We start from the raw sequence: 20,480 nt of genomic DNA on the forward strand, positions 1-20,480 counted from the left end.
CCCTCAATAGCCGGCAAATGCTTAACCGGAGGTCTGCGTCGTCGCGACGCTGTGCCACTGCACGAATCCGACTGGCTCGCGACCGGGATTGATGAACAATTAACTGCCCGTGCCCGACACTCGCGGCTCAGCCGAACCCCCGTCGCGGTCGCATGAGGCCTCCGATTTTGACAGAGCAGCAGGACGAGACGCCGCGCCCCGGCAGGATGTTCGTCTCGATCGTTGTGCCCTGCTACAACGAGGCCGACGGCCTGCGCGAGTTTCATCGCCGGACCACGGCGGCGGCGCGCGCGCTGTGCGGCAACAAGTTCGAGCTGATCCTGGTCGACGACGGCTCGACCGACGGCACCTGGAGCATCATCAATCAGCTGCTCGCCGAGGACCGCAACGTGGTCGCCGTCAAGCTGGCGCGCAATCACGGCCATCAACTGGCGCTCACCGCCGGCCTGTCCAATGTGCGCGGTGACCTCGTGCTGGTAATCGACGCCGACCTGCAGGATCCGCCGGAGCTGCTGACACCGATGTACGAGATGATGGCGCGCGAAGGCGCCGACGTCGTCTATGGCCAGCGTCGCAGCCGCGCCGGCGAGACCCGCTTCAAGACATGGTCGGCCGAGGCCTTCTATCGCCTGCTCGCCCGGATCACCCGCGTACAGATCCCCGTCGACACCGGTGATTTCCGGCTGATGAGCCGGCGCATCTCGGACCAGCTGGTGCAGATGCCGGAGCACGACCGCTTCATCCGCGGCATGGTCGCCTGGCTCGGCTACAAGCAGGTCGCGTTCGAATACGACCGCGAGCCGCGCTTCGCCGGCAGCACCAAATATCCGCTGCTCAAGATGATCAGCTTCGCGGCCGACGCGCTGATCTCTTTCTCCATGGTGCCGTTGCGGATCGCGACCTATGTCGGTGCGCTCTTGACGACGGTGCTGAGCTTCGTCGGCATCGCCGCCGTGATCAGCTGGATCTTCTCCGGCACCGTGCCGGGCTGGACCAGCCTGACGCTCTTGGTGGTGATGATCTCCTCGGTGCAGCTGCTCGTGCTTGGACTGATCGGCGAATATGTCGGCCGGATCTACATCCAGTCCAAGAACCGGCCGCTGTTCATGATCTCGCAGATTCACCGCCGCGGCCGCGTGCCACAGCTGTCGACCGATGCGCTGATGGAGACCGAGAGCCCGCCGCTCAATACCCTGCTGGCGCAGTCCGGGCCGGAGTTGCGCCGCTCGCTCCACGAGGAGGCCTCCTCGTGAAGGAGCTGTTGAAACACCCGACGCTGTACCAGGCGTATCAGAACGCCGGCGGCTTCTTCGGGGCGCGGATCAAGGCCATCCGCGATTATCTGACGCTGCGCCCGGGCATGCGCATCATCGATATCGGCTGCGGCCCCGGCTACATCCTGCGCCATCTGCCCGAGGGTGTCGGCTATATCGGCTTCGATGTCGACGCGGCCTACATCGCCCATGCGCAGCGTTCGTTCGGTCATCTCGGTGCATTCCATTGCCGCCACTTCGATGCGGCCGCAGCGAGGGAGTTCGCCGGCGCCGACGTCGTGATGATGAACGGCGTGCTGCATCACATTGGCGATGACGAGCTGAAGACGACGCTCGCCAACATCCGCGACGTGCTCGCCGCCGATGGCGCGCTGTTCACGCTCGACGGCTGCTATCGCGAGGGGCAGTCGCGGATCGCGAAATGGCTGCTCGATAACGACCGCGGCGATTTCGTGCGCGACCGCGCCGGCTATTACGACCTGCTGCGCAGCGCCTTCAGCCGCGTGAGGCTGGAGATTCACGACGACTACTCGCGCGTGCCCTACACGTTCGCGATCGGCGTCGCGCAGAAATAATCAATTCGTCCGTTCGAGGATGTCGATCCCCTCGACGGTGCCGACCAGCCGATACGGCTTGAGCAGCTCGACCAGCTCGGCATCGGCGCGCGCCCAGTCGCCCCAGCCATTGCGCAGATTGTCGACCAGCACGATGTCGGGCGTGACCGCCTTGAAGTCCTCGATCAGCCAGTTGCGCTCCAGCGCCAGATAGCCGTTCAGCTTCGCATCGGTGGCCGCATCGACCGCGGTCCGCCCGCGCGTCAGCCGGACGAATTCGCGGATCCACAGATTCTCTTGCCGCGACACCCAGGTGCCGCCGAGGTCCCGCACCAGCGGATGGCCGATCGCCGCCTCGCCGCTCAGCATCAGCAGGCGCGGACGCGGACGCGGCTTGAGCTTGGCCATCGCCTCCGGCAGCGGCCCGACATCAACGCGGGTGTTGAACCATTGCAGGCCGAGCGCAAAGGCGGCCGTCAGAATCAGCATTGACGCGACTCCGGAGCGGCGGACCGACGCGCCCGGATCGGCCTGACAAAGCATCGCATAACCCATGGTCAGCATGGCCACGGCGACCATCGGATAGGAATGATACGACCAGCCGCGCCGCTGCAGATAGAACGAGATCGCGAAGCCGATCGACGCCAGCACGAGCACCAGCAGCGGCCCATCGAGCCGGCCGCGCCGCGTCAGCGCCACCGATGCGAGCGCGACGGCGAGCAGCAGCGTCGCTGCGTTGACGAAGATGACCGACGGTGACATCGACCACGACAGGTAGGTGTCGCGCACCAGCGGATAGGTCACGGTGAAGTATTCGGGATAGAGCAGATAGGTCCCGAGGCTCACACTGCACACGACCACGCCGGCGATGATGTTCTCCGGCGCGAACAGCTGACGCCAGCTGCGCGCGCGAAGGGCGCCCGCCAGGATGCAGAACGCGGCCGGGAACGTGAAGAACGGCTTGAAGGCGAGGGTGATGCCGACGCCGATGCCGGCCGCCAGGATGGCCCACGCCGGGACATCATCGCGATTGCTGCGCAGCGCATACACGGCGAGCCCCGGCAGGAAGGTGAGCGTCGCAATATGCTCGCGCTGGCCGAACACATGCATCGGCAGGATCGTCACGACCGCGGCGGCCCAGATCGCGAACGGGCCCCAGTTCAGCGCGGCCGACCTTGGCGACAGCCGGATGATGCGCGACGTGGCGTAGAGCGAGGCTGCCGCGAGCAGCAACAGCTGCGCATCGATGACGTGGCGAGCGTCGACATGCAGCACACGGCCCAGCGCGACGCCGGGAAGATACGCGAACGCCGCCATCGGCGGATTGATCTCGATGATGTCGCGGTAGAGCTTCTGACCGTCGAGCATGCGCTCGCCGACGACCAGCAGCCAGCTGACGTCAGTGTTCAGCGGCACGATTTGGCGCAGCAGGATGGCCACCGCGAACACGGCGCCGATCAGCAGCCACGGCGCGACCGCCACGCTCGCCCGCGCGGGCGGAGCCAACGTCTGGCGCGTCACGGCGTCGATCGGAGTGCTCATGGGACCTCCTCTGCGAGAATGGTCGCAAACTAGCGGAGGTTGGTTAAGGCGCGATGTGCTGCGGCTGCCGGCTTTTCGGCCAGCCCCCCTGGTCACCCCCGGGCTTGACCCGCCTGCGGGGCCGAAGCCCCTTCGGCGCGGCGAAGGCCCGGGGGTCCATCCGCTTCGGATGACTCTCGCACAGGGGGATGGATCGCCGGGTCAAGCCCGGCGATGACGATCTCGGGTTTGGAATGCGGCTGCGGCTCAAACACCAGTGAGGCGCCGCATCCGGACCGGATCGGCGCCTCATCACCAAAAGCGTGGACTTTACTGATCCAGCGCGAGCCGCGTCACGCTGCGCTGTTCGACTGGTCGTTACTCGCCGACGGCGCAGCCTTGGCGCCGCCCTTGGAGACGCCGACCAGGGCCGGGCGCAGCACGCGCTCGCCGATCATGAAGCCGGCCTGCACGACCTGCACCACGGTGCCTGACGGCACTGACGCATCAGGGACCTCGTACATGGCCTGCTGGAAGTTCGGGTCGAACTTCTGGCCCGTCGGATCGAACTTCTTGACGCCGTTCTTCTCCAGCGTGTTGAGCAGCGAGCGCTCGGTGAGCTCGACGCCCTCGATCAGCGACTTCAGGCCGGGATCGGCGTTGTCGCGCGTTTCCGCTGGCACCGCATCGAGCGCACGCTGCAGATTGTCGGCGATGTCGAGCACGTCACGGGCAAAGCCGGTGATGCCGTACATCCGCGCGTCCGCGACCTCGCGAGCGGTGCGCTTGCGCAGGTTCTCCATCTCCGCCAGCGTGCGCAGCATCTTGTCACGCGCCTCGGCCGCTTCCTTCGCATAGGCCTCGGCCGAGCCGGTCTCGGGGTCGTCGGGCATGATATAGGGCTTCGAGACGACGGGTTCGCTGGCCTGCGCCGGGTTTTCCGGATCGTTCTGATGCAGGTCGGGATCGGTCATGGACAGACTTCTCGCAAGTTCGGCGGGTTCTGGGGATGTCGGGCGGGATATCGTGCTTTGAACCACGAAAATCAAGCGCGACCTGGCGTTTGCGCCAGGGGCGCTGTCGTCGGGTTAACCATGTCGGATGTCAGCCGCCCATCAGGCGGCTGAGCAGGCGCGCGGCATAATCGACCGTCGGAATGACCCGGGCATAGTTCAGTCGGGTCGGGCCGATGACGCCGAGCACGCCGACGATACGTCCCGTGGCGTCGGAATAAGGCGAAACGATCGTCGACGAGCCGGACAGCGAGAACAGTTTGTTCTCCGAGCCGATGAAGATGCGCACGCCCTCGGCGCTTTCGGCGCGGCCGAGCAGATCGACGACGCCGCGCTTGGTCTCGAGATCGTCGAACAGCCGCCGGACGCGTTCGAGATCCTCGAGCGCGTGCAGATCCTCGAGCAGGTTGGCGTGGCCGCGCACGATCAGCTGGCGATCGTCGCTGTCGCCGCCGGACCAGCTCGCGACGCCAGCCGCGATCACCTTCTGCGTCAGTTGATCCAGCTCGGCGCGATCCTGCGCCAGCGCGGTCTCGAGCTCCAGGCGCGCTTCCGCCAAGGTGCGCCCACGAATCCGCGCATTGAGGAAATTGGAGGCCTCCGTCAGCGCCGACGAGGGCACGCCGGGCGGCAGCGTGAGCACGCGATTCTCGACTTGCCCGTCCTCGCCGACCAGCACGACGAGGGCCTGCTCCGGCTCCAGCCGCACGAACTCGATGTGCTTCAGCCGCGTGTTGGACTTGGCGGTGAGCACCACGGCGGCGGCACGGGTCAGGCCCGACAGTCGCGTCAACGCCTCGTCCAGCGCGGCTTCGACCGACTGCGCGCGGCCGACGGTGGCGAGCTGGCTCTGGATCGCCTGCCGCTCCGCTTCTGTCATGTCGCCGACCTGCATCAGGGCATCGACGAAGAAGCGCAGGCCCGCCTCGGTCGGCAGCCGGCCGGCCGAGGTGTGCGGCGCATAGATCAGGCCGAGCTGCTCCAGGTCGGCCATCACGTTGCGCACGGAGGCCGGCGACAAGGGAACCGCGATCAGCCGCGAGATGTTGCGCGAGCCGACCGGCTCGCCGGTCGCCAGATAGCTCTCGACGATCTGGCGGAAGATCTCGCGCGAGCGCTCGTTGAGCTGCGCGAGCCCCGCCGGCGGTGTCATCAGGTTGATCGGATCGTGGTGGGCCACCAGATATCCTCCTCACCCATCTGCATATAATTTGGCCATGCGGCGGCTCGGTGGCAAGCCGATCTTGCGGGCGGCTGGTGGCGTGATTCGCGGCCGATTGAGCCCTGATTAAGCCCTTGCCGCTGCCGGCCCCGGCTCCTACAAGGCCGGTCAAGACGTCATTCGCCTTTATTCACGGAGAGAACCCATGCGGCCGAGCCGCCGTGCACCGGACGAAATGCGGGCCGTGAGCCTGGAACGCGGCGTCGTGAAATACGCCGAGGGCTCGTGCTTGGTGAAGTTCGGCGACACCCATGTGCTGGTCACGGCCACGCTGGAGGACCGGCTGCCGCCCTGGCTCAAGGGGCAGGGCCGCGGCTGGATCACCGCCGAATACGGCATGCTGCCGCGCGCCACCCTGGAACGCACCCGCCGCGAGGCGTCGTCGGGCAAGCAGACCGGCCGCACCGTCGAGATTCAGCGCCTGATCGGCCGCTCGCTGCGCACCGCGATCGACCTGGAGGCGCTCGGCGAGCGCCAGATCACGGTTGACTGCGACGTGCTGCAGGCCGATGGCGGCACCCGCACCGCCTCGATCACCGGCGCCTGGGTGGCGCTGGCCGACTGCATCCGCTGGATGAAGGCGCGCAACATGATCAAGACCGAGGTGCTGCGCGCCAACGTCGCCGCTGTCTCCTGCGGCATCTACAACGGCACCCCGGTGCTCGACCTCGATTACGCCGAGGATTCCGAGGCCGAGACCGACGCCAATTTCGTCATGACCGGCGACGGCCGCATCATCGAGGTGCAGGGCACCGCGGAGAAGACCCCGTTCAGCGAGGCCGAGTTCCTGGCGCTGATGGCGCTGGCGCGCAAGGGCGTCGGACGGCTGGTCGACCTGCAGAAGATGGCGGTCGCGTGAGCAGCAACCACCGCCAGATCAGCGGGCGCATCGTCATCGCGACCCATAATTCCGGCAAGCTCGTCGAGATGCGCGAGCTGCTGGCGCCGTATGGCGTCGAGGCGGTCTCGGCCGGCGAGCTGGGGCTGGGCGAGCCGGAGGAGACCGGCGACACCTTCCAGGCCAATGCGCGCATCAAGGCCGTCGCCGCCGCGGAAGCCGCGCGGCTGCCGGCGTTCGCCGATGATTCCGGCATTGTCGTCCATGCGCTCGACGGCGCGCCGGGCATCTACTCGGCCCGTTGGGCCGGTCCGGGCAAGGATTTCGGCGCCGCCATGGCCCAGATCGAGCGTCTGCTGCAGGAGCGCGGCGCCACCGGTGCCGACAAGCGCACCGCGCATTTCGTGTCGGCGCTGTGCGTCGCCTGGCCGGATGGCCACATCGAGGAGGTCGAGGCGCGCGTCGACGGCACTCTGGTATGGCCGCCGCGCGGCACCGCCGGGTTCGGCTACGACCCGATGTTCCTGCCCGATGGCCATGACCGCACCTTCGGCGAGATGACCAGCATCGAGAAGCACGGTCTGCCCCCGCTCGGCCTCGGCCTGTCGCACCGGGCCCGTGCCTTCGTGAAGCTCGCGGAGATCTGTCTTGAGCAGCGCTGACAGCGAAGCGTTCGGCGTCTATGTGCACTGGCCGTTCTGCCTGTCGAAATGTCCGTATTGCGACTTCAACAGCCACGTCCGCCACGCCGCCATCGACCAGGACCGCTTCGCTCGCGCTTTCGCGCAGGAGATCGCCAGCACCGCCGCGCGCACGGGGCCGCGCACCGTCAGCTCGATCTTTCTCGGCGGCGGCACGCCCTCGCTGATGCAGCCGCAGACCGTCGGCGCCATTCTCGACGCGATCGGCAAGCACTGGCACGTCGCTCCTGATGTCGAGGTGTCGCTGGAAGCCAATCCGACCAGCGTCGAAGCCACCCGCTTTGCCGGCTATCGCGCGGCCGGCGTCAACCGCGCCTCGCTCGGCGTCCAGGCGATGGACGACGCGTCGCTGAAGATGCTGGGACGGCTGCATACTGCCGAGGAGGCGATGAAGGCGGTCGCGATCGCGCGCGGCGCATTCGATCGCTATTCCTTCGACCTGATCTACGCGCGGCCCGACCAGACGCCTGCCATGTGGACCGAGGAGTTATCGCGCGCGATCGGCGAGGCGGCGGAGCATCTGTCGCTGTATCAGCTGACGATCGAGGAGGGCACGCCGTTCTTCGGCCTGCACGCCGCCGGCAAGCTGAAGACGCCGGATGAGGGGCTGGCGCGTACGCTGTACGACGTGACGCAGGAGATCTGCGCGCGTCACGGATTGCCGGCGTACGAGATCTCCAACCATGCGCGTCCGGGCGCGGAGTGCCGGCACAATCTCATCTATTGGCGCGGTCAGGAATATGCCGGCATCGGCCCGGGCGCCCACGGCCGGCTCGACATCGATGGCGTCCGCCGCGCCACTGCCACCGACAAGCGGCCGGAAGCCTGGCTGATGCGGGTGGAAACAAACGGGCACGGCGTGATGACCGACGATCTGCTCAACAGCGAAGAGCGCGCCGACGAATTCCTGCTGATGGGACTGCGCCTGCGCGAAGGCATCGATCCCAAGCGCTATGCCGCAATCTCCGGACGGACGCTCGACCCGCGCCGCATCGCGCTGCTGCGTGAGGAGGGCGCCATCGCCGTCGAGCCGGACGGCCGCCTGCGCGTCACCCAGGACGGCTTTCCCGTGCTCGACGCCGTCGTCGCCGACCTCGCGGCGTGAGCTTTGGCGAGGGGGCGGCTCGTGGGTGCATGAGCAGCGATCGTGTCGGGCCTAATCCCTCACGGTGACAAACCATGAGGCCTCGAATCCGTCCTCTCCCCTGTCAACAAGGCGCCGAGACTGCTTCCTGCGTCATTGCGAGCGCAGCGAAGCAATCCAGAGTCCCGCACGCCACCCTGGATTGCTTCGCTACGCTCGCAATGACGGAGGACAGAGCAGGGGCCGCCAATCGGCCGACAGCGCGTTTGGTTGCAGCACGACCAGCGTGGTCGCCTCTATGGAGCCGAACAAGCCACGCTGAACGGCCTACGTCGCGCTGAAACTCTTCGGCGCGCCGGCCACTGCCTGGCCGCCGCCCGAACCGACACGCATCACCGCGAGGCCGCGCTCATTGGTACCGTCGCTTCGGAAGCGGAACAGGCCGTCGATGCCGGCGAAGCCGGAGGCATTGGTCAGCACGTCGGGCGCGAAGCGCTGCGCGCCTTGGGTGCGCGCCAGCGCGGCGACCAGCGCGACTGCGTCATAGGCCAGGGTCGCCGTGCGCACGGGATCGCCGCCGAAGCGCGTGCGGTAGCGGCCGGCGAAGGCGCGGAAGCCCGACGGATCCGGCGCGGCGTACAGGCCGCCCTGCAGGCTGGCGCTGTTGTAGACGCGCGGATTGTCCCACAGCCCGGTGCCGAGCAGTTGGATGTTGCGCAGGTTCGCGCCCGCTGCAGTCAGCGCATCTGCCGTCGCCACGACCGATTCGCCGTCATCCGCCAGCAGCAGCGCGTCGGCGCCGCCGAGCGACTGCGCGACGGCGCGCGCCGCCATGGTGCGATCGCCGGCGTATTTCTCGAACGCCACGATACGCCCGCCGCGCCGGCTGACCGCGGTCTTGAACGCGCCTTCCACGACGGTGCCGTAGGGATTGTCTGGCAGCAGCGCCGCGAAGGAGCGTTTACCGACGCTGGCGGAGTAGTCGACGATGCGGGTGGCATCGGACTCCGGCAGGAAGCTCAGCAGATACACGCCGCGCCCGGCCACGCTCGAATCGGTCGAGAACGCGATCACCGAGATGTTGCGCGTGCGCGCCACTTGCGAGGTCGCCGGCACCGAGCCCGCGAACAGCGGCCCGAGCAGGATCTCGGCACCCTCGTCGCAGGCCTGCTGTGCACCTTGTTGTGCACCTTGCGGGCTGCCGGCATCGTCCTTGATCAGCAGCTGAATGTTGGGATTTTGAAACTCGGCGAGCGCCATCTCGGCGGCGTTCTTCATCGATTGCGCCGCCACTCCGGCATTGCCGGAGGCCGACAGCGGCAGAATCAGTCCGACCTTCACCTGACCGTTGCCCGCGACCGCAGGCTGCTGCGGCGGACCGGACGGCGCGGTGGGCTGCTCGAACGGGTTGAAGCCCTGCTGCACATTGGAGCACGCCGATAGCAGCGGCGCGCCGACGATCAGGCCAAGCGCCGTTCGTCGGGCAACCGCAGGGGCTCCCGGACGATGAGACTTGGGATCATTCGGGCCAGTCATGGCATCTCTTCGCTCGGCCGATAGCGGCCAGAAGTTCCCCAATCGCACGCCCGAAAGCGTTTGCGATCTGATTCATATTGTCGACGAATAGTTAAGCAAAACAAAAGGCTGTCAGGGCCACACCGGCGATCAAATCGACGTTTTGCACGCTCTATCCCCCGCTCACGACCACCGCATTGGATGCGGCCTCGCACTTGAATCCCCGATGAACGGTGAAACCCCGCGCCGAGCCGGAACTTCAATTTCGCCGCACGATCGTTCACCGGTGGCATTCCCCTGTCCGCCACTTTAAATTACCCCGATGGGCGCCAAGGCAATCCCGAACGTATCGCCGGATGACGGCAAATCTTCCACCACATGGACTTATCTGGTGGCGGGACAGCGCATTGCGGCGCACAGAACGCGGCCCGGCCTGCACCTCGTGGCGACGCCGATCGGCAATCTCGGCGACATCACCTTGCGCGCGCTCGAAACGCTGGCCGGCGCCGACGTCATCTTCTGTGAGGACACGCGAATCACGCGGCGGCTGACCGAGCGCTATGGCCTCGGTGCGGAGCTCGCCGCCTATCATGAGCACAACGCCGAAGCTGTCAGACCAAAGATCCTGCAGCGCCTGTCGGAGGGCGCCGCGATCGCACTGGTGTCCGACGCCGGCACACCGCTGATCTCCGATCCCGGCTACAAGCTGGTGCGCGCGGCGTGCGAGGCCGGCCATGCCGTGACTGCGCTGCCGGGACCGTCGGCCGTGCTGGCGGCGCTGAGCGTTGCGGCCTTGCCGACGGATCGCTTCTTCTTCGAAGGCTTCTTGCCGGCCAAGCAGCAGGCGCGACGCACCCGGCTCGCTGAGCTCGCGCGAGTTGACGCGACGCTGGTGCTGTTCGAGGCAGGCAGCCGCGTGCAGGAGACGCTGGCCGACCTCGCCGATGCCATGGCGGGACGCCAGGCCGCGATCTGTCGCGAGCTGACCAAGCTGCATGAGGAAGTGTTGCGCGGAGCCATCGCCGAGCTTGCAGCGCAAGCCGACGGTCTCGAGACGCGCGGCGAGTTCGTGCTGGTGATCGGACCGCCGCCGCGCGATGCCGAGGCCATGACCGACGACGCTGTCGACGCGCTGCTCGCCGATCTGCTGCAGCGGTCGAGCGTCAAGGACGCCGTGATGCATGCCGTCGAGCTGTCGCGCCGGCCGCGGCGTGAGGTTTATGCGCGTGCGCTCGCGCTCGCCAAGGACGTCCGTGCGGGAGAGGGCGATGGCGAACACTGAGCGCGCCACCGACAAGCCTGCCAAAGCTGCGAAGCCGGAAAAGGCTGTGAAGGCCGCCGCGCCCGAGCGCGTCGCGGCCTTCCGCACCGGGTTGTCGGCCGAGGCGCGCGCGGCAGCGCTCTTGATCGCCAAGGGCTACTGCATCCTGGCCAAGCGCTTCCGCACGCCGCAGGGCGAGATCGATCTCATCGCGCGCAAGCGCGGGCTCGTCGCCTTCGTCGAGGTCAAGGCGCGCGCCTCGCTCGATGACGCCGCCTACGCCGTGACGCCACGCCAGCAGCAGCGCATCATCGATGCCGCGCAGGCCTGGCTGATGGCGCATCCCGACCATGCCGAATTGGAGCTGCGGTTCGACGCGATTCTGGTTGCGCCGCGCAGCCTGCCGCGCCATCTCATGGCAGCCTTCGACGCCAGCCCCTGACACGACCCACCGCAGACACACCGGGACCTGCCCATGAAACTGAATGTCGCCGTCCAGATGGACCCCATCTCGCGCATCAACATCCGCGGCGACTCGACGTTTGCGATGCTGCTCGAGGCGCAGCGGCGTGGGCACGGGCTGTGCTACTACACGCCTGACAAGCTGTCGCTGCGCGGCGAGGAGGTGGTCGCGCCCGTGCAGGCGCTGACGGTGCGCGACCAGGTCGGCGACCACTTCACGCTCGGCGAGCCGAAGCCGACGGCGCTCACCTCGTTCGATGTCGTGCTGCTGCGCCAGGACCCGCCGTTCGATCTCGCCTACATCACCTCGACGCATTTCCTCGAGCGCATCCATCCGAAGACGCTGGTGGTCAACGATCCCGCCAGCGTGCGCAATGCGCCGGAAAAGCTGTTCGTGATGAATTTTCCGCAGCTGATGCCGCCGACGCTGATCTCGCGCGATCTCGACGAGATCAACGCCTTCCGCGATCAGCACGGCGCCGTGGTGATGAAGCCGCTGCATGGCCATGGCGGCGCGGCGGTATTCCGGGTGATGCCGCAGGACATGAATTTCGGCTCGCTGTTCGACATGTTCTCGGTGACCTTCAAGGAGCCCTGGGTGATCCAACGCTTCCTCCCCGAGGTGAAGCATGGCGACAAGCGTATCATCCTGGTCGATGGCGAGTTCGCCGGCGCCGTCAACCGCGTGCCCGCGGCCGACGATCTGCGCTCCAACATGGTGCGCGGCGGCGCTGCACAGGCCACTGACCTCAGCGCGCGCGAGCGCGAGATCTGCGACACGCTCGGCCCGGAGCTGCGCGCGCGCGGCCTGCTGCTGGTCGGCATCGACGTGATCGACGGCAACCTCACCGAGATCAACGTCACCTCGCCGACCGGCATCCGCGCGATCGCCCGGCTCGGCGGCCCGGATATCGCCGCGCGTGTGTGGGACGTGATCGAGGCCAAGCGGCGCTGAGCTGCGTCCCGGTCGAGAGAGCTTTGCTTCCAAGATGGTTTCTCAACCGTCATTGCGAGCGACGCGACGCAATCCAGAGTCCCGCCCACCACCCTGGATTGCTTCGCTTCGCTCGCAATGACGGAGGAAACAGTGTTGGTGCATTTGCGGGCGGTGAGGAGGACAGGTCTGCCTCTCACATCACGAGCACATCTGTCTCCCCTCACCCTGAGGAGCACGCCGAAGGCGGGCGTCTCGAAGGGCGAGGCCCCACTCGGGCCTCATGGTTCGAGACGCGCCTTCGGCGCTCCTCACCATGAGGGTCTACTGCGGAGCGCGGCGCGGCGGCAGAGCTGGGGATAAGCAGGCTGACACAACAAGCCTGATGGGCCAGACGCGTAGCGGCGATGCTGACGCCATCGCATTCCATGCTATGACGCCATCCTCATGCGTCTCGTCCTGACCACCTGGAACATCAACTCGGTGCGGCTGCGCATCGACCTCGTCGCCAAGCTCGTCAAGCAGGTCCGGCCCGATGTGCTGTGCCTGCAGGAAACCAAGTGCATCGACGACGCCTTCCCGCTGAAGCGCTTCAAGCGGCTCGGCTATGAGCACGTCGCGCTCAACGGGCAGAAGGGCTATCACGGCGTGGCCGTCATCTCGAAATGGCCGTTCGAGGAGACGAACGTCCGCACCTTCTGCGACAAAGTGGATTCCCGTCACATCTCCGTGTCGTTCGGCGAGAAGGCGCAGCTGGCGCAGCCCTTGGTGCTGCATAATTTCTACGTGCCGGCCGGCGGCGACATTCCCGACCCCGCGCTCAATCCGAAGTTCGAGCACAAGCTGCAATTCCTCGACGAGATGAAGGCGTGCGAGCCGCTGCATCCACGCGGCGACGACCGCCACATCCTGGTCGGCGACCTCAACGTCGCGCCGCATGAGCACGATGTCTGGTCGCACAAGCAGCTGCTGAAGGTGGTGTCGCACACGCCGGTCGAAACCGAGAAGCTGCTCGCCGCACAGACCCATGGCGAATGGGTCGATGTCGCGCGCGAGCGCATCCCGATGTCGGAGAAGGTCTACACCTGGTGGAGCTACCGCGCCGCCGACTGGACCGTGGGCGATCGCGGCCGAAGGCTCGACCACATCTGGGTGTCACGCGCGCTGAAGGACCGGGTCAGCGATTTCAAGATCCTGCGCGATGCGCGCAGCTGGGAGCGGCCGTCAGACCACGTGCCGGTCACGGTGACGCTGGACGTGTGACGGACCGGCTTCGCTGTGAGCTGCATCCTGGTCGTCATTCCGGGGCAATCGTCAAAGCGCGACTGCGCTTTGGCGATTGAACCCGGAATCTCGAGATGGTTGAGCACGTGCGCAAGACAAGCTCTGGATTCCGGGTTCAAGGCCTGCGGCCTTGCCCCGGAATGACGGAGGACGCGCGGCCCGATGACTGGCCCGATCACGACGTCAGCTTGGCGCCGGCCATCAGGATGTCGTTGGCGATGCGGTTGGCGCGGTGGGCGAACTCGTCGCGCAGGCGGCGTGCCGCCACGGCGTCGCTCTCGAGCACGCGCTGAAACAGGCTGCGCGAGATCCGAACCACGGTGGAATATTCCAGCGCGGTGGCGGTCGCCGGGCGGCGCATCTCGACCAGGAGCGCGAGCTCGCCGATTAGCATGCTGGGCTTGGCGACGATCTCGGCGCCGACCTCGTCGCTGATGCGCAGCGCGCCGCGCTGGACGACATAGCCGCAATCGGCCGTGTCGCCCTCGCGGAACAGGGTCTCGCCACTCTGGATGTTACGCTGCTCGGAGCCGATGGCGATCATGCGCAGCGAATCGCTTCCCAACAGACGCAGGGTCGGGACGCGCTCCAACAGCGCAATATCGTCTTCGATCGACATCGAGGGCCCGGGGAAGGCGAAATGGAACCAATATCATAGACGGCAACCCGCCATCCCCGAACCGTATCACGGCACCAACTTGTAGCCACCGGCCTCCGTCACCAGAATCTCTGGATTCGCGGCATCTTTTTCGATTTTCTGCCGCAGACGGTAAATATGGGTCTCCAGCGTGTGGGTCGTGACGCCGGAATTGTAGCCCCAGACCTCCTGGAGCAGGGTCTCGCGGGATACCGGCTGCTGGCCGGCGCGGTAGAGGAAGCGCAGGATCGCCGTCTCCTTTTCCGTCAGGCGGACCTTGCGGGCATTGGCACCGGTCAGCATCTTGGAGCCGGGACGGAAACTGTAGGGGCCGACCGAGAACACCGCGTCCTCGCTGGCCTCGTGCTGGCGCAACTGAGCGCGGATGCGCGCGAGCAGCACGGCGAATCGGAAGGGCTTGGCGACATAGTCGTTGGCGCCGGACTCAAGCCCGAGGATCGTATCCGAATCAGTATCGTGACCGGTCAACATGATGATCGGGGCCTTGAAGCCACCCTTGCGCAAGCTACGCACCACCTCGCGGCCGTCGGTATCGGGCAGCCCGACATCCATCAGCACCAGATCGGGGGAGTTGGCCTTTGCCGCGCTGGCACCCTTGGCGCCGGTGTCGACGGCCTGGGCTTCGAACTCGTCATGCAGCGAGAGCTGCTCCATCAGGGTGTCGCGCAGATCGGTGTCGTCGTCCACGATCAGGATCTTGCGGGCATTGGCCATTGGTACAATCCTCTTGGTGGCGCCGGCGGGAATCGGAAAGTGGGCGCCGCAGCGGTGGGCAAACAGGCTCATGAGCCCTGTTTCGTCTTGAAGTAGGGGGCTGTTACCGATTCACAAGCGGCAGCCACTCTACCCCAGAATTGGGCAGGGAATGCGATGAATGTCCTGTTCGACCCTCGGCGCGGACCATTCGCCGACATTAAGGCAATTGCCGGGCAATCCATGGCAATGAAAAGGCACGTTGTTTCATCTCTTTATACACGAGGTAAATTGGTATGGAAGCGACCCTGATCTCGATTCGCTCATCGGCCGGGTCGCGGCAGCGCGGCTGGCTGACGGTCTGGGGTCATGTCGTCCCGGTGGCACTCGGCCGCGGCGGCATTCTCGCCAACAAGCGCGAGGGTGACGGCGGCACCCCGCGCGGCACATTCACCCCGCGCCGGCTGTGGTGGCGGGCCGACCGCCATCCCCGTCCGCGGACCTTCCTGCCGGTGCGGCCGATCGGGCCTGAGGACGCCTGGTGCGAGAATCCGGCTGACCCGCATTACAACCGGGCGATCCGGCTGCGCGGCGACCAGCCCGGCGACCGGCTGGCGCGCCAGGATCATCTCTACGACTTCATCATCGAGATCGACCACAACACAAGGCCGCGGATCGCCGGCCGCGGCAGCGCCGTGTTCCTGCATCTGGCGCGGCCGCATTTCGGTCCGACCGCCGGCTGCGTCGCGATGACCCGCCCTGCCATGCTGCGGCTGTTGCAAAGGATCGGGCCGCGCACCAGGATCGTCATCGCGTAAGAAGAGACGGGGGAGGACATCATGCGCGCACCGGATCAATCGGCCGGCGCTTCAGCCATCCTGCGCTCGCACTGGCAGCAGGGCAGCAAGCTCGACGCGCTGCCGCCGGAGCTACGCCCGCGTGACCGGGTGCAAGGCTACGCCATCCAGGCCGAGCTCGAGAAGCACTCGGAGCTCTTGTTCGGCTGGAAGATCGCCGCCACCAGCGAGGCCGGCCAGCGCCACATCAACGTCGCCGGCCCGATGGCCGGACGCATCCTTGCCGAGACCGTGCTGCCGGTCGGCGGCATCGCCTCGATGGCCGGCAACGCCATGCGCGTGGCCGAGCCGGAATTTGCCTTCCGCTTCGGCGCCGACCTGCAGCCGCGGCCGACACCGTATGACGTCGCCGAGGTGCTCGCCGCCGTCGCCACGCTGCACCCGGCGATCGAGATCCCGGATTCCCGCTTCGCCGACTTCGTCGGCGCCGGCGAGGCGCAGCTGATCGCCGACAATGCCTGCGCGCACCTGTTCGTGCTCGGCGAGCCGACCACCGCCGACTGGCGCAGCCGCGACCTCGTCGAAGAGCGGCCACGCATCACGTTGCGCGGCAAGACCTTCGTCGGGCACGGCCGCAATGTGCTCGGCGATCCGCGCGTCGCTCTGGCTTGGCTGGTCAACGAGCTCAGCGCGCTCGGCATCACGACGCGGGCAGGGCAGGTGGTCACGACCGGGACCTGCCACCCGCCGCTGCCGATCGCCAGCGGCGACGTGATGGACGCCGATTTCGGCGACCTCGGGCGAGTGTCGGTCAGATTCGACTGACAGACGCTCGTCATCGCGAGCCAACCGGTCCGCGCAACGCGCGGCCGGATGACAGGCTCAGCGAAGCGATCCAGACTTCCTTCTTGGCGCTGGATTGCTTCGCTGCGCTCGCAATAACGAGGACGGGCGGTTCAGCGGTGGCCGAAGATCGCGGAGCCGACGCGGATGTGGGTGGCACCGAACTGGATCGCGGTGGCGAAATCGGCGCTCATGCCCATCGACAGGTTGGGAAGGCCATTGCGCGCGGCGATCTTGGCGGTGAGCGCAAAATGCGGACCCGGCGCCTCCTCGACTGGCGGGATGCACATCAGCCCCGAGATCTCGAGTCCATAATCCTTGCGGCAGGCGGCAATGAAGGCGTCGGCGTCGCCAGGCGCGATGCCCGCCTTCTGCGGCTCCTCGCCGGTGTTGATCTGGACGAACAGCTGCGGATGCCGGCCCTGCGCCGCGATCTCCTTGGCCAGCGCCGAACAGAGGCTCGGCCGGTCCACCGAATGGACGGCGTCGAACAGCGCCACCGCCTCCTTGGCCTTGTTGGATTGCAGCGGCCCGATCAGGTGCAGCGACAGCCCCGGATGCGCCGCCATCATGGCAGGCCATTTTCCCTTGGCCTCCTGAACCCTGTTCTCGCCGAACACAAGCTGTCCCGCCCGGATCACCGGCTCGATCGCGTCGGCGGAAAAGGTTTTCGACACAGCGATCAGCGTGACCGAGGCGCGATCGCGCCTGGCGTCGCTGCAGGCGCGCAGGATCTCCTGCTCGACCGCGGCCAGCGCTGAGGGGGCAGAGGAGGCGGAAGCGTTCGGGGCGTCGGGCACGATGACATCCGTGGTTCGGTAGATTTACGGGTTTGGCTGCAATTTTACGGAGTTCGAAAAAGGGTTCTTGAACCCTTCCCCTTACCCTGCTCGCCGGGGGTAGGGGTCAGAAATGCCAAGCATCCGCTTCAATCGCAATAGAGTGAAGCTGAACCGGCTGATGGGGATTCGCGCGCGCCTGGCGCTGCTTGCCCTGATTCTGGTTGCGCCGCTGATGTTGGAACGCGCCAGGTCCCTGGAAAGCGCCAGAACCCGGCAGATCGCGCTCGCCTCCGAGGAATTTTTCGGTCTCGCACGGCAGAGCGCCGACATGCAGCGCGAAGTCATCATGTCGGTGGAGACGGTGCTGAAGTCGACGGCCTATGTCCGGGCCTCCACCTCCGGCGTGAGCCGCAGCTGCGACATGATGCGGGCCAGCCTGCCGGCAACGCTGCCGTGGATCCGCACGCTGATGATCGCCGGCCGCGACGGCCGGATCCAGTGCTCGACCAACAACCAGTATGTCGGGCTCGATTTCAGTGACCGGCCATATTTCCGCGGCGCCCAGGAAGCACGCGACTTCGTGTTCAGCGATTATCTGCTGTCCAGGCCGGCGCAGACGCCGATCATGATGGCGGCCTATCCGGTCGGTGCGATCACCGGCGACCCCGATGCGGTGATGCTGGCGAGCGTGAACCTGGAATGGATGTCCAAGATCATGAGCAATCTTGGCGGCCGCCCGGGCATCACCGCGGTGCTGATCGACAGCGAGGGAACCGTGCTGGCCGCGCCCGCCGACCGCACCGAGCTGATCGGGCGGCCGCTCGACAGCGTGCCGTTGCTGTCCGCCGTCGCCGAAGCTGCGATGAGCTCGAGCAAGCCGACGGAGACGTTGAGCTTCACGGCGGCCGACGGCTCCAAGCGCGCGATCACCTTCACGCGGATCGCGGACAGCGGATCGAGGCTGATCGTCAGCATCGACGAGACCCGCGTCACCGCCGCGATCGATCGCGAGATCCGCAATGCCTATCTGCAGGCCGGCCTGGTCTGCCTGATCGTGCTGCTTGGCGCGCTGATCGCGGCCGAGAAGCTGATCGTGAAGCCGGTCAACATGCTTGCCGCGACAGCCAAGCGCTTCGGTCACGGCCATTGGACGGCGCGCGTCGCCACCAAGCATCTGCCGTCGGAGTTTCTGCCGCTGGCGAAATCGTTCAACGCCATGGCCGCCAAGCTCGGCCAGCGCGAGCGCGAGCTGGTTGCCGCCAACGACCGGCTGACGGTGATGGCGTCGATCGACATGCTTTCCGGCCTTGCCAACCGCCGCGGCTTCCAGAACCGCATCGACGTCGAATGGGCCCGCGCGCAGCAGACCGGCAGCGACCTCTCGCTGCTGATGATCGATGTCGATCATTTCAAGCTCTACAACGACACCTATGGCCATCCCGAGGGCGACGCCTGTCTGTCGCGACTCGGCGAGGCGCTGTCCGAGATCGCCGGCGCCACAACGGCTTTTGCCGGCCGTTATGGCGGCGAGGAGTTCTGCCTACTGCTGCCCGGCATGAGCGCCAGGCAGGCGCTCGAGATCGGTGAACAGGTCCGCGCCGCGGTGCTCGACCTGGAGCTGCCGCACGCAACGTCGGTGCATCAATGCGTCACCGTCAGCGTCGGCGTCGCGTCGACACGACCCAACGAGTCACTCACGCCGGGTGACCTGATCGAGGCCGCCGATGCGGCGCTCTATGCCGCCAAGCATCGCGGCCGCAACACGGTGGTCGCGCATGGATTTGGTGAGATTGCCGAGGCCGGCGAAGGCGTGGCGCGCGCCAGCTGAGCCGACGCGGCAAGCAGATCAGCCCACCGCCAGCTTGCGGTCGAGCTCGAGCTCGGTGACGACGCGGTTGCGGCCGAGCTTCTTGGCCAGATATAGCGCGCGATCGCAGCGGTCGATCAGATCGGCCATCGACTCGCCGAACTGGAACTGGCCGACGCCGATCGACACCGTGATCTGCGGCAGCACCTCGCCGGTCGAGCGGCGGGTGAACTGACAATCGGCGATGGTGCGCCGGATGCGCTCGGCGATGGCGGTGCAGCCTTCGAGATCGGTCTCCGGCAGCACCGCGATCAGCTCCTCGCCGCCATAGCGGGCGGGAAGATCCTTCTCACGCACGCGCTCGCGCAGCGCCTTGGCGACCAGGCGCAGCACCTGGTCGCCGACGCCGTGGCCGTAATTGTCGTTGAACTTCTTGAAGTGATCGACATCGATCAGGAGAATGCTGAGCGGCTCGTCGCGCTCCATCGCGTCGACCTGCGCATGACGGAAGAATTCTTCGAGCGCACGGCGGTTCGGCAGTCCGGTGAGCGTATCGGTGCGCGCGCGCTGCTCCGACTTGTTGAGCGAGTCCCTGATGGTGTCGAGCTCGCGCGACTTCTCGGCGAAGCTCGCCTCGAGCTTCGCCGCCCGCGCGGTCGCCTGCGCGAGCTCGCTGACGAGATTCTCGATCAGGATTTTCGGATCGACGCCCTGCTCGCTGCGCTCGGCAACGCCGTCGATCGCCGCCATGTGGGTGCGGTTGTCGGCGATCGCGGCGGTCAGATAGCTCTTGGCGGAGTCCATCACGCCATGCAGCTGCTGCGAGACTTTGTGAACGACGGCCGCTTCGGTGCCCTGCTGACCGATGTAGGTATCGAACAGTGCCTGGTTGGTGGTCTTATCAAACTTGCGCTTGTTGCTGACGAGAATGTCGACGGCGCGCTTCAGGTCCGAAGCCGAGCCGAGCGAGTATTTGAACCACAGATGAAAGTTGTTAGGCGTCGGTGGCACGCGCTGTTGAGCCATGGATTTCATGGCCTTTTCCGCGACAGTCGTCGCGTACTCGAAGTCAAGCTCGTCGAACGTAGCGCCGGACACGATGAGGGTTGATCCCAGATGCGGGCTTTAAGCCTGGATTTGTGCACTCAGTGTCCCATTCAAGTCTTAACCGCGCCTCAACCCGACCTCCGACACTCCCGGCGGAGCGCGCAAAAAAATCGCGCGATTACCGTCGCTT

General features: G+C 66.5%; 20 protein-coding genes. 12 read left to right on the forward strand and 8 right to left on the reverse strand.

Annotated features, from left to right (window positions below):
• Positions 1–206 precede the first annotated feature (206 nt).
• On the forward strand, positions 207–1,253 hold the full coding sequence (locus BRAO375_RS30775) for a glycosyltransferase family 2 protein (RefSeq protein WP_009031332.1): 1,047 nt from the start codon (positions 207–209) through the stop codon (positions 1,251–1,253).
• A complete protein-coding gene (locus BRAO375_RS30780) occupies positions 1,250–1,849 on the forward strand; it encodes a class I SAM-dependent methyltransferase (protein WP_009031333.1) in 600 nt (199 codons plus the stop codon). The genes BRAO375_RS30775 and BRAO375_RS30780 overlap by 4 nt, the downstream gene beginning before the upstream one ends.
• Here BRAO375_RS30780 and BRAO375_RS30785 read toward each other — a convergent pair whose 3' ends face one another.
• From BRAO375_RS30785 to hrcA, 3 genes are all read right to left on the reverse strand, one after another.
• Complete coding sequence (locus tag BRAO375_RS30785; protein ID WP_009031334.1) at positions 1,850–3,370, reverse strand: hypothetical protein; 1,521 nt, start codon at positions 3,368–3,370, stop codon at positions 1,850–1,852.
• A 332-nt stretch (positions 3,371–3,702) separates the two neighbouring features.
• The gene (gene grpE / locus BRAO375_RS30790) at positions 3,703–4,323 is read right to left on the reverse strand and encodes a nucleotide exchange factor GrpE (RefSeq protein WP_009031335.1); all 621 of its coding nucleotides are present in this window, start codon (positions 4,321–4,323) and stop codon (positions 3,703–3,705) included.
• A 130-nt stretch (positions 4,324–4,453) separates the two neighbouring features.
• Positions 4,454–5,542 (reverse strand): heat-inducible transcriptional repressor HrcA, encoded by a 1,089-nt coding sequence (gene hrcA / locus BRAO375_RS30795; protein ID WP_009031336.1) that lies wholly within the window; start codon positions 5,540–5,542, stop codon positions 4,454–4,456.
• A 187-nt stretch (positions 5,543–5,729) separates the two neighbouring features.
• Here hrcA and rph point away from each other — a divergent pair, with 187 nt between their 5' ends.
• The 3 genes from rph to hemW are packed head-to-tail and all read left to right on the forward strand — an operon-like array spanning position 5,730 to position 8,228.
• Entirely contained in the window at positions 5,730–6,443 is a 714-nt protein-coding gene (rph, locus tag BRAO375_RS30800; RefSeq protein ID WP_009031337.1) for a ribonuclease PH, read from the forward strand.
• Entirely contained in the window at positions 6,440–7,084 is a 645-nt protein-coding gene (gene rdgB, locus BRAO375_RS30805) for an RdgB/HAM1 family non-canonical purine NTP pyrophosphatase (protein ID WP_009031338.1), read from the forward strand. The genes rph and rdgB overlap by 4 nt, the downstream gene beginning before the upstream one ends.
• Positions 7,071–8,228 carry a radical SAM family heme chaperone HemW gene (gene hemW, locus BRAO375_RS30810; protein ID WP_009031339.1) on the forward strand — a complete coding sequence of 386 codons (1,158 nt, stop codon included), beginning with the start codon at positions 7,071–7,073 and terminating at the stop codon, positions 8,226–8,228. Before rdgB ends, hemW begins: the two co-directional genes overlap by 14 nt.
• Positions 8,229–8,534: 306 nt before the next feature.
• On the opposite strand, the gene BRAO375_RS30815 is transcribed toward hemW, so the two are convergent.
• Complete coding sequence (locus BRAO375_RS30815; protein ID WP_009031340.1) at positions 8,535–9,743, reverse strand: penicillin-binding protein activator; 1,209 nt, start codon at positions 9,741–9,743, stop codon at positions 8,535–8,537.
• Positions 9,744–10,044: 301 nt separating this feature from the next.
• Here BRAO375_RS30815 and rsmI point away from each other — a divergent pair, with 301 nt between their 5' ends.
• The 4 genes from rsmI (at position 10,045) to BRAO375_RS30835 (ending at position 13,642) form a co-directional block, all read left to right on the forward strand.
• Positions 10,045–11,004, forward strand: coding sequence for a 16S rRNA (cytidine(1402)-2'-O)-methyltransferase (gene rsmI, locus BRAO375_RS30820; protein WP_052536165.1), 960 nt, complete (start codon positions 10,045–10,047; stop codon positions 11,002–11,004).
• Positions 10,991–11,425 (forward strand): YraN family protein, encoded by a 435-nt coding sequence (locus BRAO375_RS30825; RefSeq protein ID WP_009031342.1) that lies wholly within the window; start codon positions 10,991–10,993, stop codon positions 11,423–11,425. The genes rsmI and BRAO375_RS30825 overlap by 14 nt, the downstream gene beginning before the upstream one ends.
• A 33-nt stretch (positions 11,426–11,458) precedes the next feature.
• Positions 11,459–12,400 (forward strand): glutathione synthase, encoded by a 942-nt coding sequence (gene gshB, locus BRAO375_RS30830; RefSeq protein ID WP_009031343.1) that lies wholly within the window; start codon positions 11,459–11,461, stop codon positions 12,398–12,400.
• A gap of 426 nt (positions 12,401–12,826) precedes the next feature.
• Positions 12,827–13,642 (forward strand): exodeoxyribonuclease III, encoded by an 816-nt coding sequence (locus tag BRAO375_RS30835; RefSeq protein WP_009031345.1) that lies wholly within the window; start codon positions 12,827–12,829, stop codon positions 13,640–13,642.
• A 196-nt stretch (positions 13,643–13,838) separates the two neighbouring features.
• Here the strand turns inward: BRAO375_RS30835 and BRAO375_RS30840 are convergent, their stop codons facing one another.
• A complete protein-coding gene (locus BRAO375_RS30840) occupies positions 13,839–14,282 on the reverse strand; it encodes a cyclic nucleotide-binding domain-containing protein (protein WP_035643151.1) in 444 nt (147 codons plus the stop codon).
• A gap of 66 nt (positions 14,283–14,348) precedes the next feature.
• The gene (locus BRAO375_RS30845; protein WP_006612692.1) at positions 14,349–15,035 is read right to left on the reverse strand and encodes a response regulator transcription factor; all 687 of its coding nucleotides are present in this window, start codon (positions 15,033–15,035) and stop codon (positions 14,349–14,351) included.
• Between the two features lie 275 nt (positions 15,036–15,310).
• On the opposite strand from BRAO375_RS30845, the gene BRAO375_RS30850 reads away from it, so the two are divergent.
• Both BRAO375_RS30850 and BRAO375_RS30855 read left to right on the forward strand, forming a co-directional pair.
• The gene (locus BRAO375_RS30850) at positions 15,311–15,832 is read left to right on the forward strand and encodes a L,D-transpeptidase family protein (RefSeq protein WP_009031346.1); all 522 of its coding nucleotides are present in this window, start codon (positions 15,311–15,313) and stop codon (positions 15,830–15,832) included.
• A 21-nt stretch (positions 15,833–15,853) separates the two neighbouring features.
• The gene (locus tag BRAO375_RS30855; RefSeq protein ID WP_009031347.1) at positions 15,854–16,636 is read left to right on the forward strand and encodes a 2-keto-4-pentenoate hydratase; all 783 of its coding nucleotides are present in this window, start codon (positions 15,854–15,856) and stop codon (positions 16,634–16,636) included.
• 131 nt (positions 16,637–16,767) lie between these two features.
• On the opposite strand, the gene BRAO375_RS30860 is transcribed toward BRAO375_RS30855, so the two are convergent.
• On the reverse strand, positions 16,768–17,454 hold the full coding sequence (locus tag BRAO375_RS30860; RefSeq protein WP_009031348.1) for a YggS family pyridoxal phosphate-dependent enzyme: 687 nt from the start codon (positions 17,452–17,454) through the stop codon (positions 16,768–16,770).
• 112 nt (positions 17,455–17,566) lie between these two features.
• Here BRAO375_RS30860 and BRAO375_RS30865 point away from each other — a divergent pair, with 112 nt between their 5' ends.
• Positions 17,567–19,264 carry a sensor domain-containing diguanylate cyclase gene (locus BRAO375_RS30865; protein WP_009031349.1) on the forward strand — a complete coding sequence of 566 codons (1,698 nt, stop codon included), beginning with the start codon at positions 17,567–17,569 and terminating at the stop codon, positions 19,262–19,264.
• Positions 19,265–19,282: 18 nt separating this feature from the next.
• Here the strand turns inward: BRAO375_RS30865 and BRAO375_RS30870 are convergent, their stop codons facing one another.
• Positions 19,283–20,269 (reverse strand): GGDEF domain-containing protein, encoded by a 987-nt coding sequence (locus BRAO375_RS30870; RefSeq protein WP_009031350.1) that lies wholly within the window; start codon positions 20,267–20,269, stop codon positions 19,283–19,285.
• Positions 20,270–20,480: the final 211 nt, after the last annotated feature.

The sequence above is a fragment of the Bradyrhizobium sp. ORS 375 genome (assembly GCF_000239775.1).
Classification (GTDB): Bacteria; Pseudomonadota; Alphaproteobacteria; order Rhizobiales; family Xanthobacteraceae; genus Bradyrhizobium.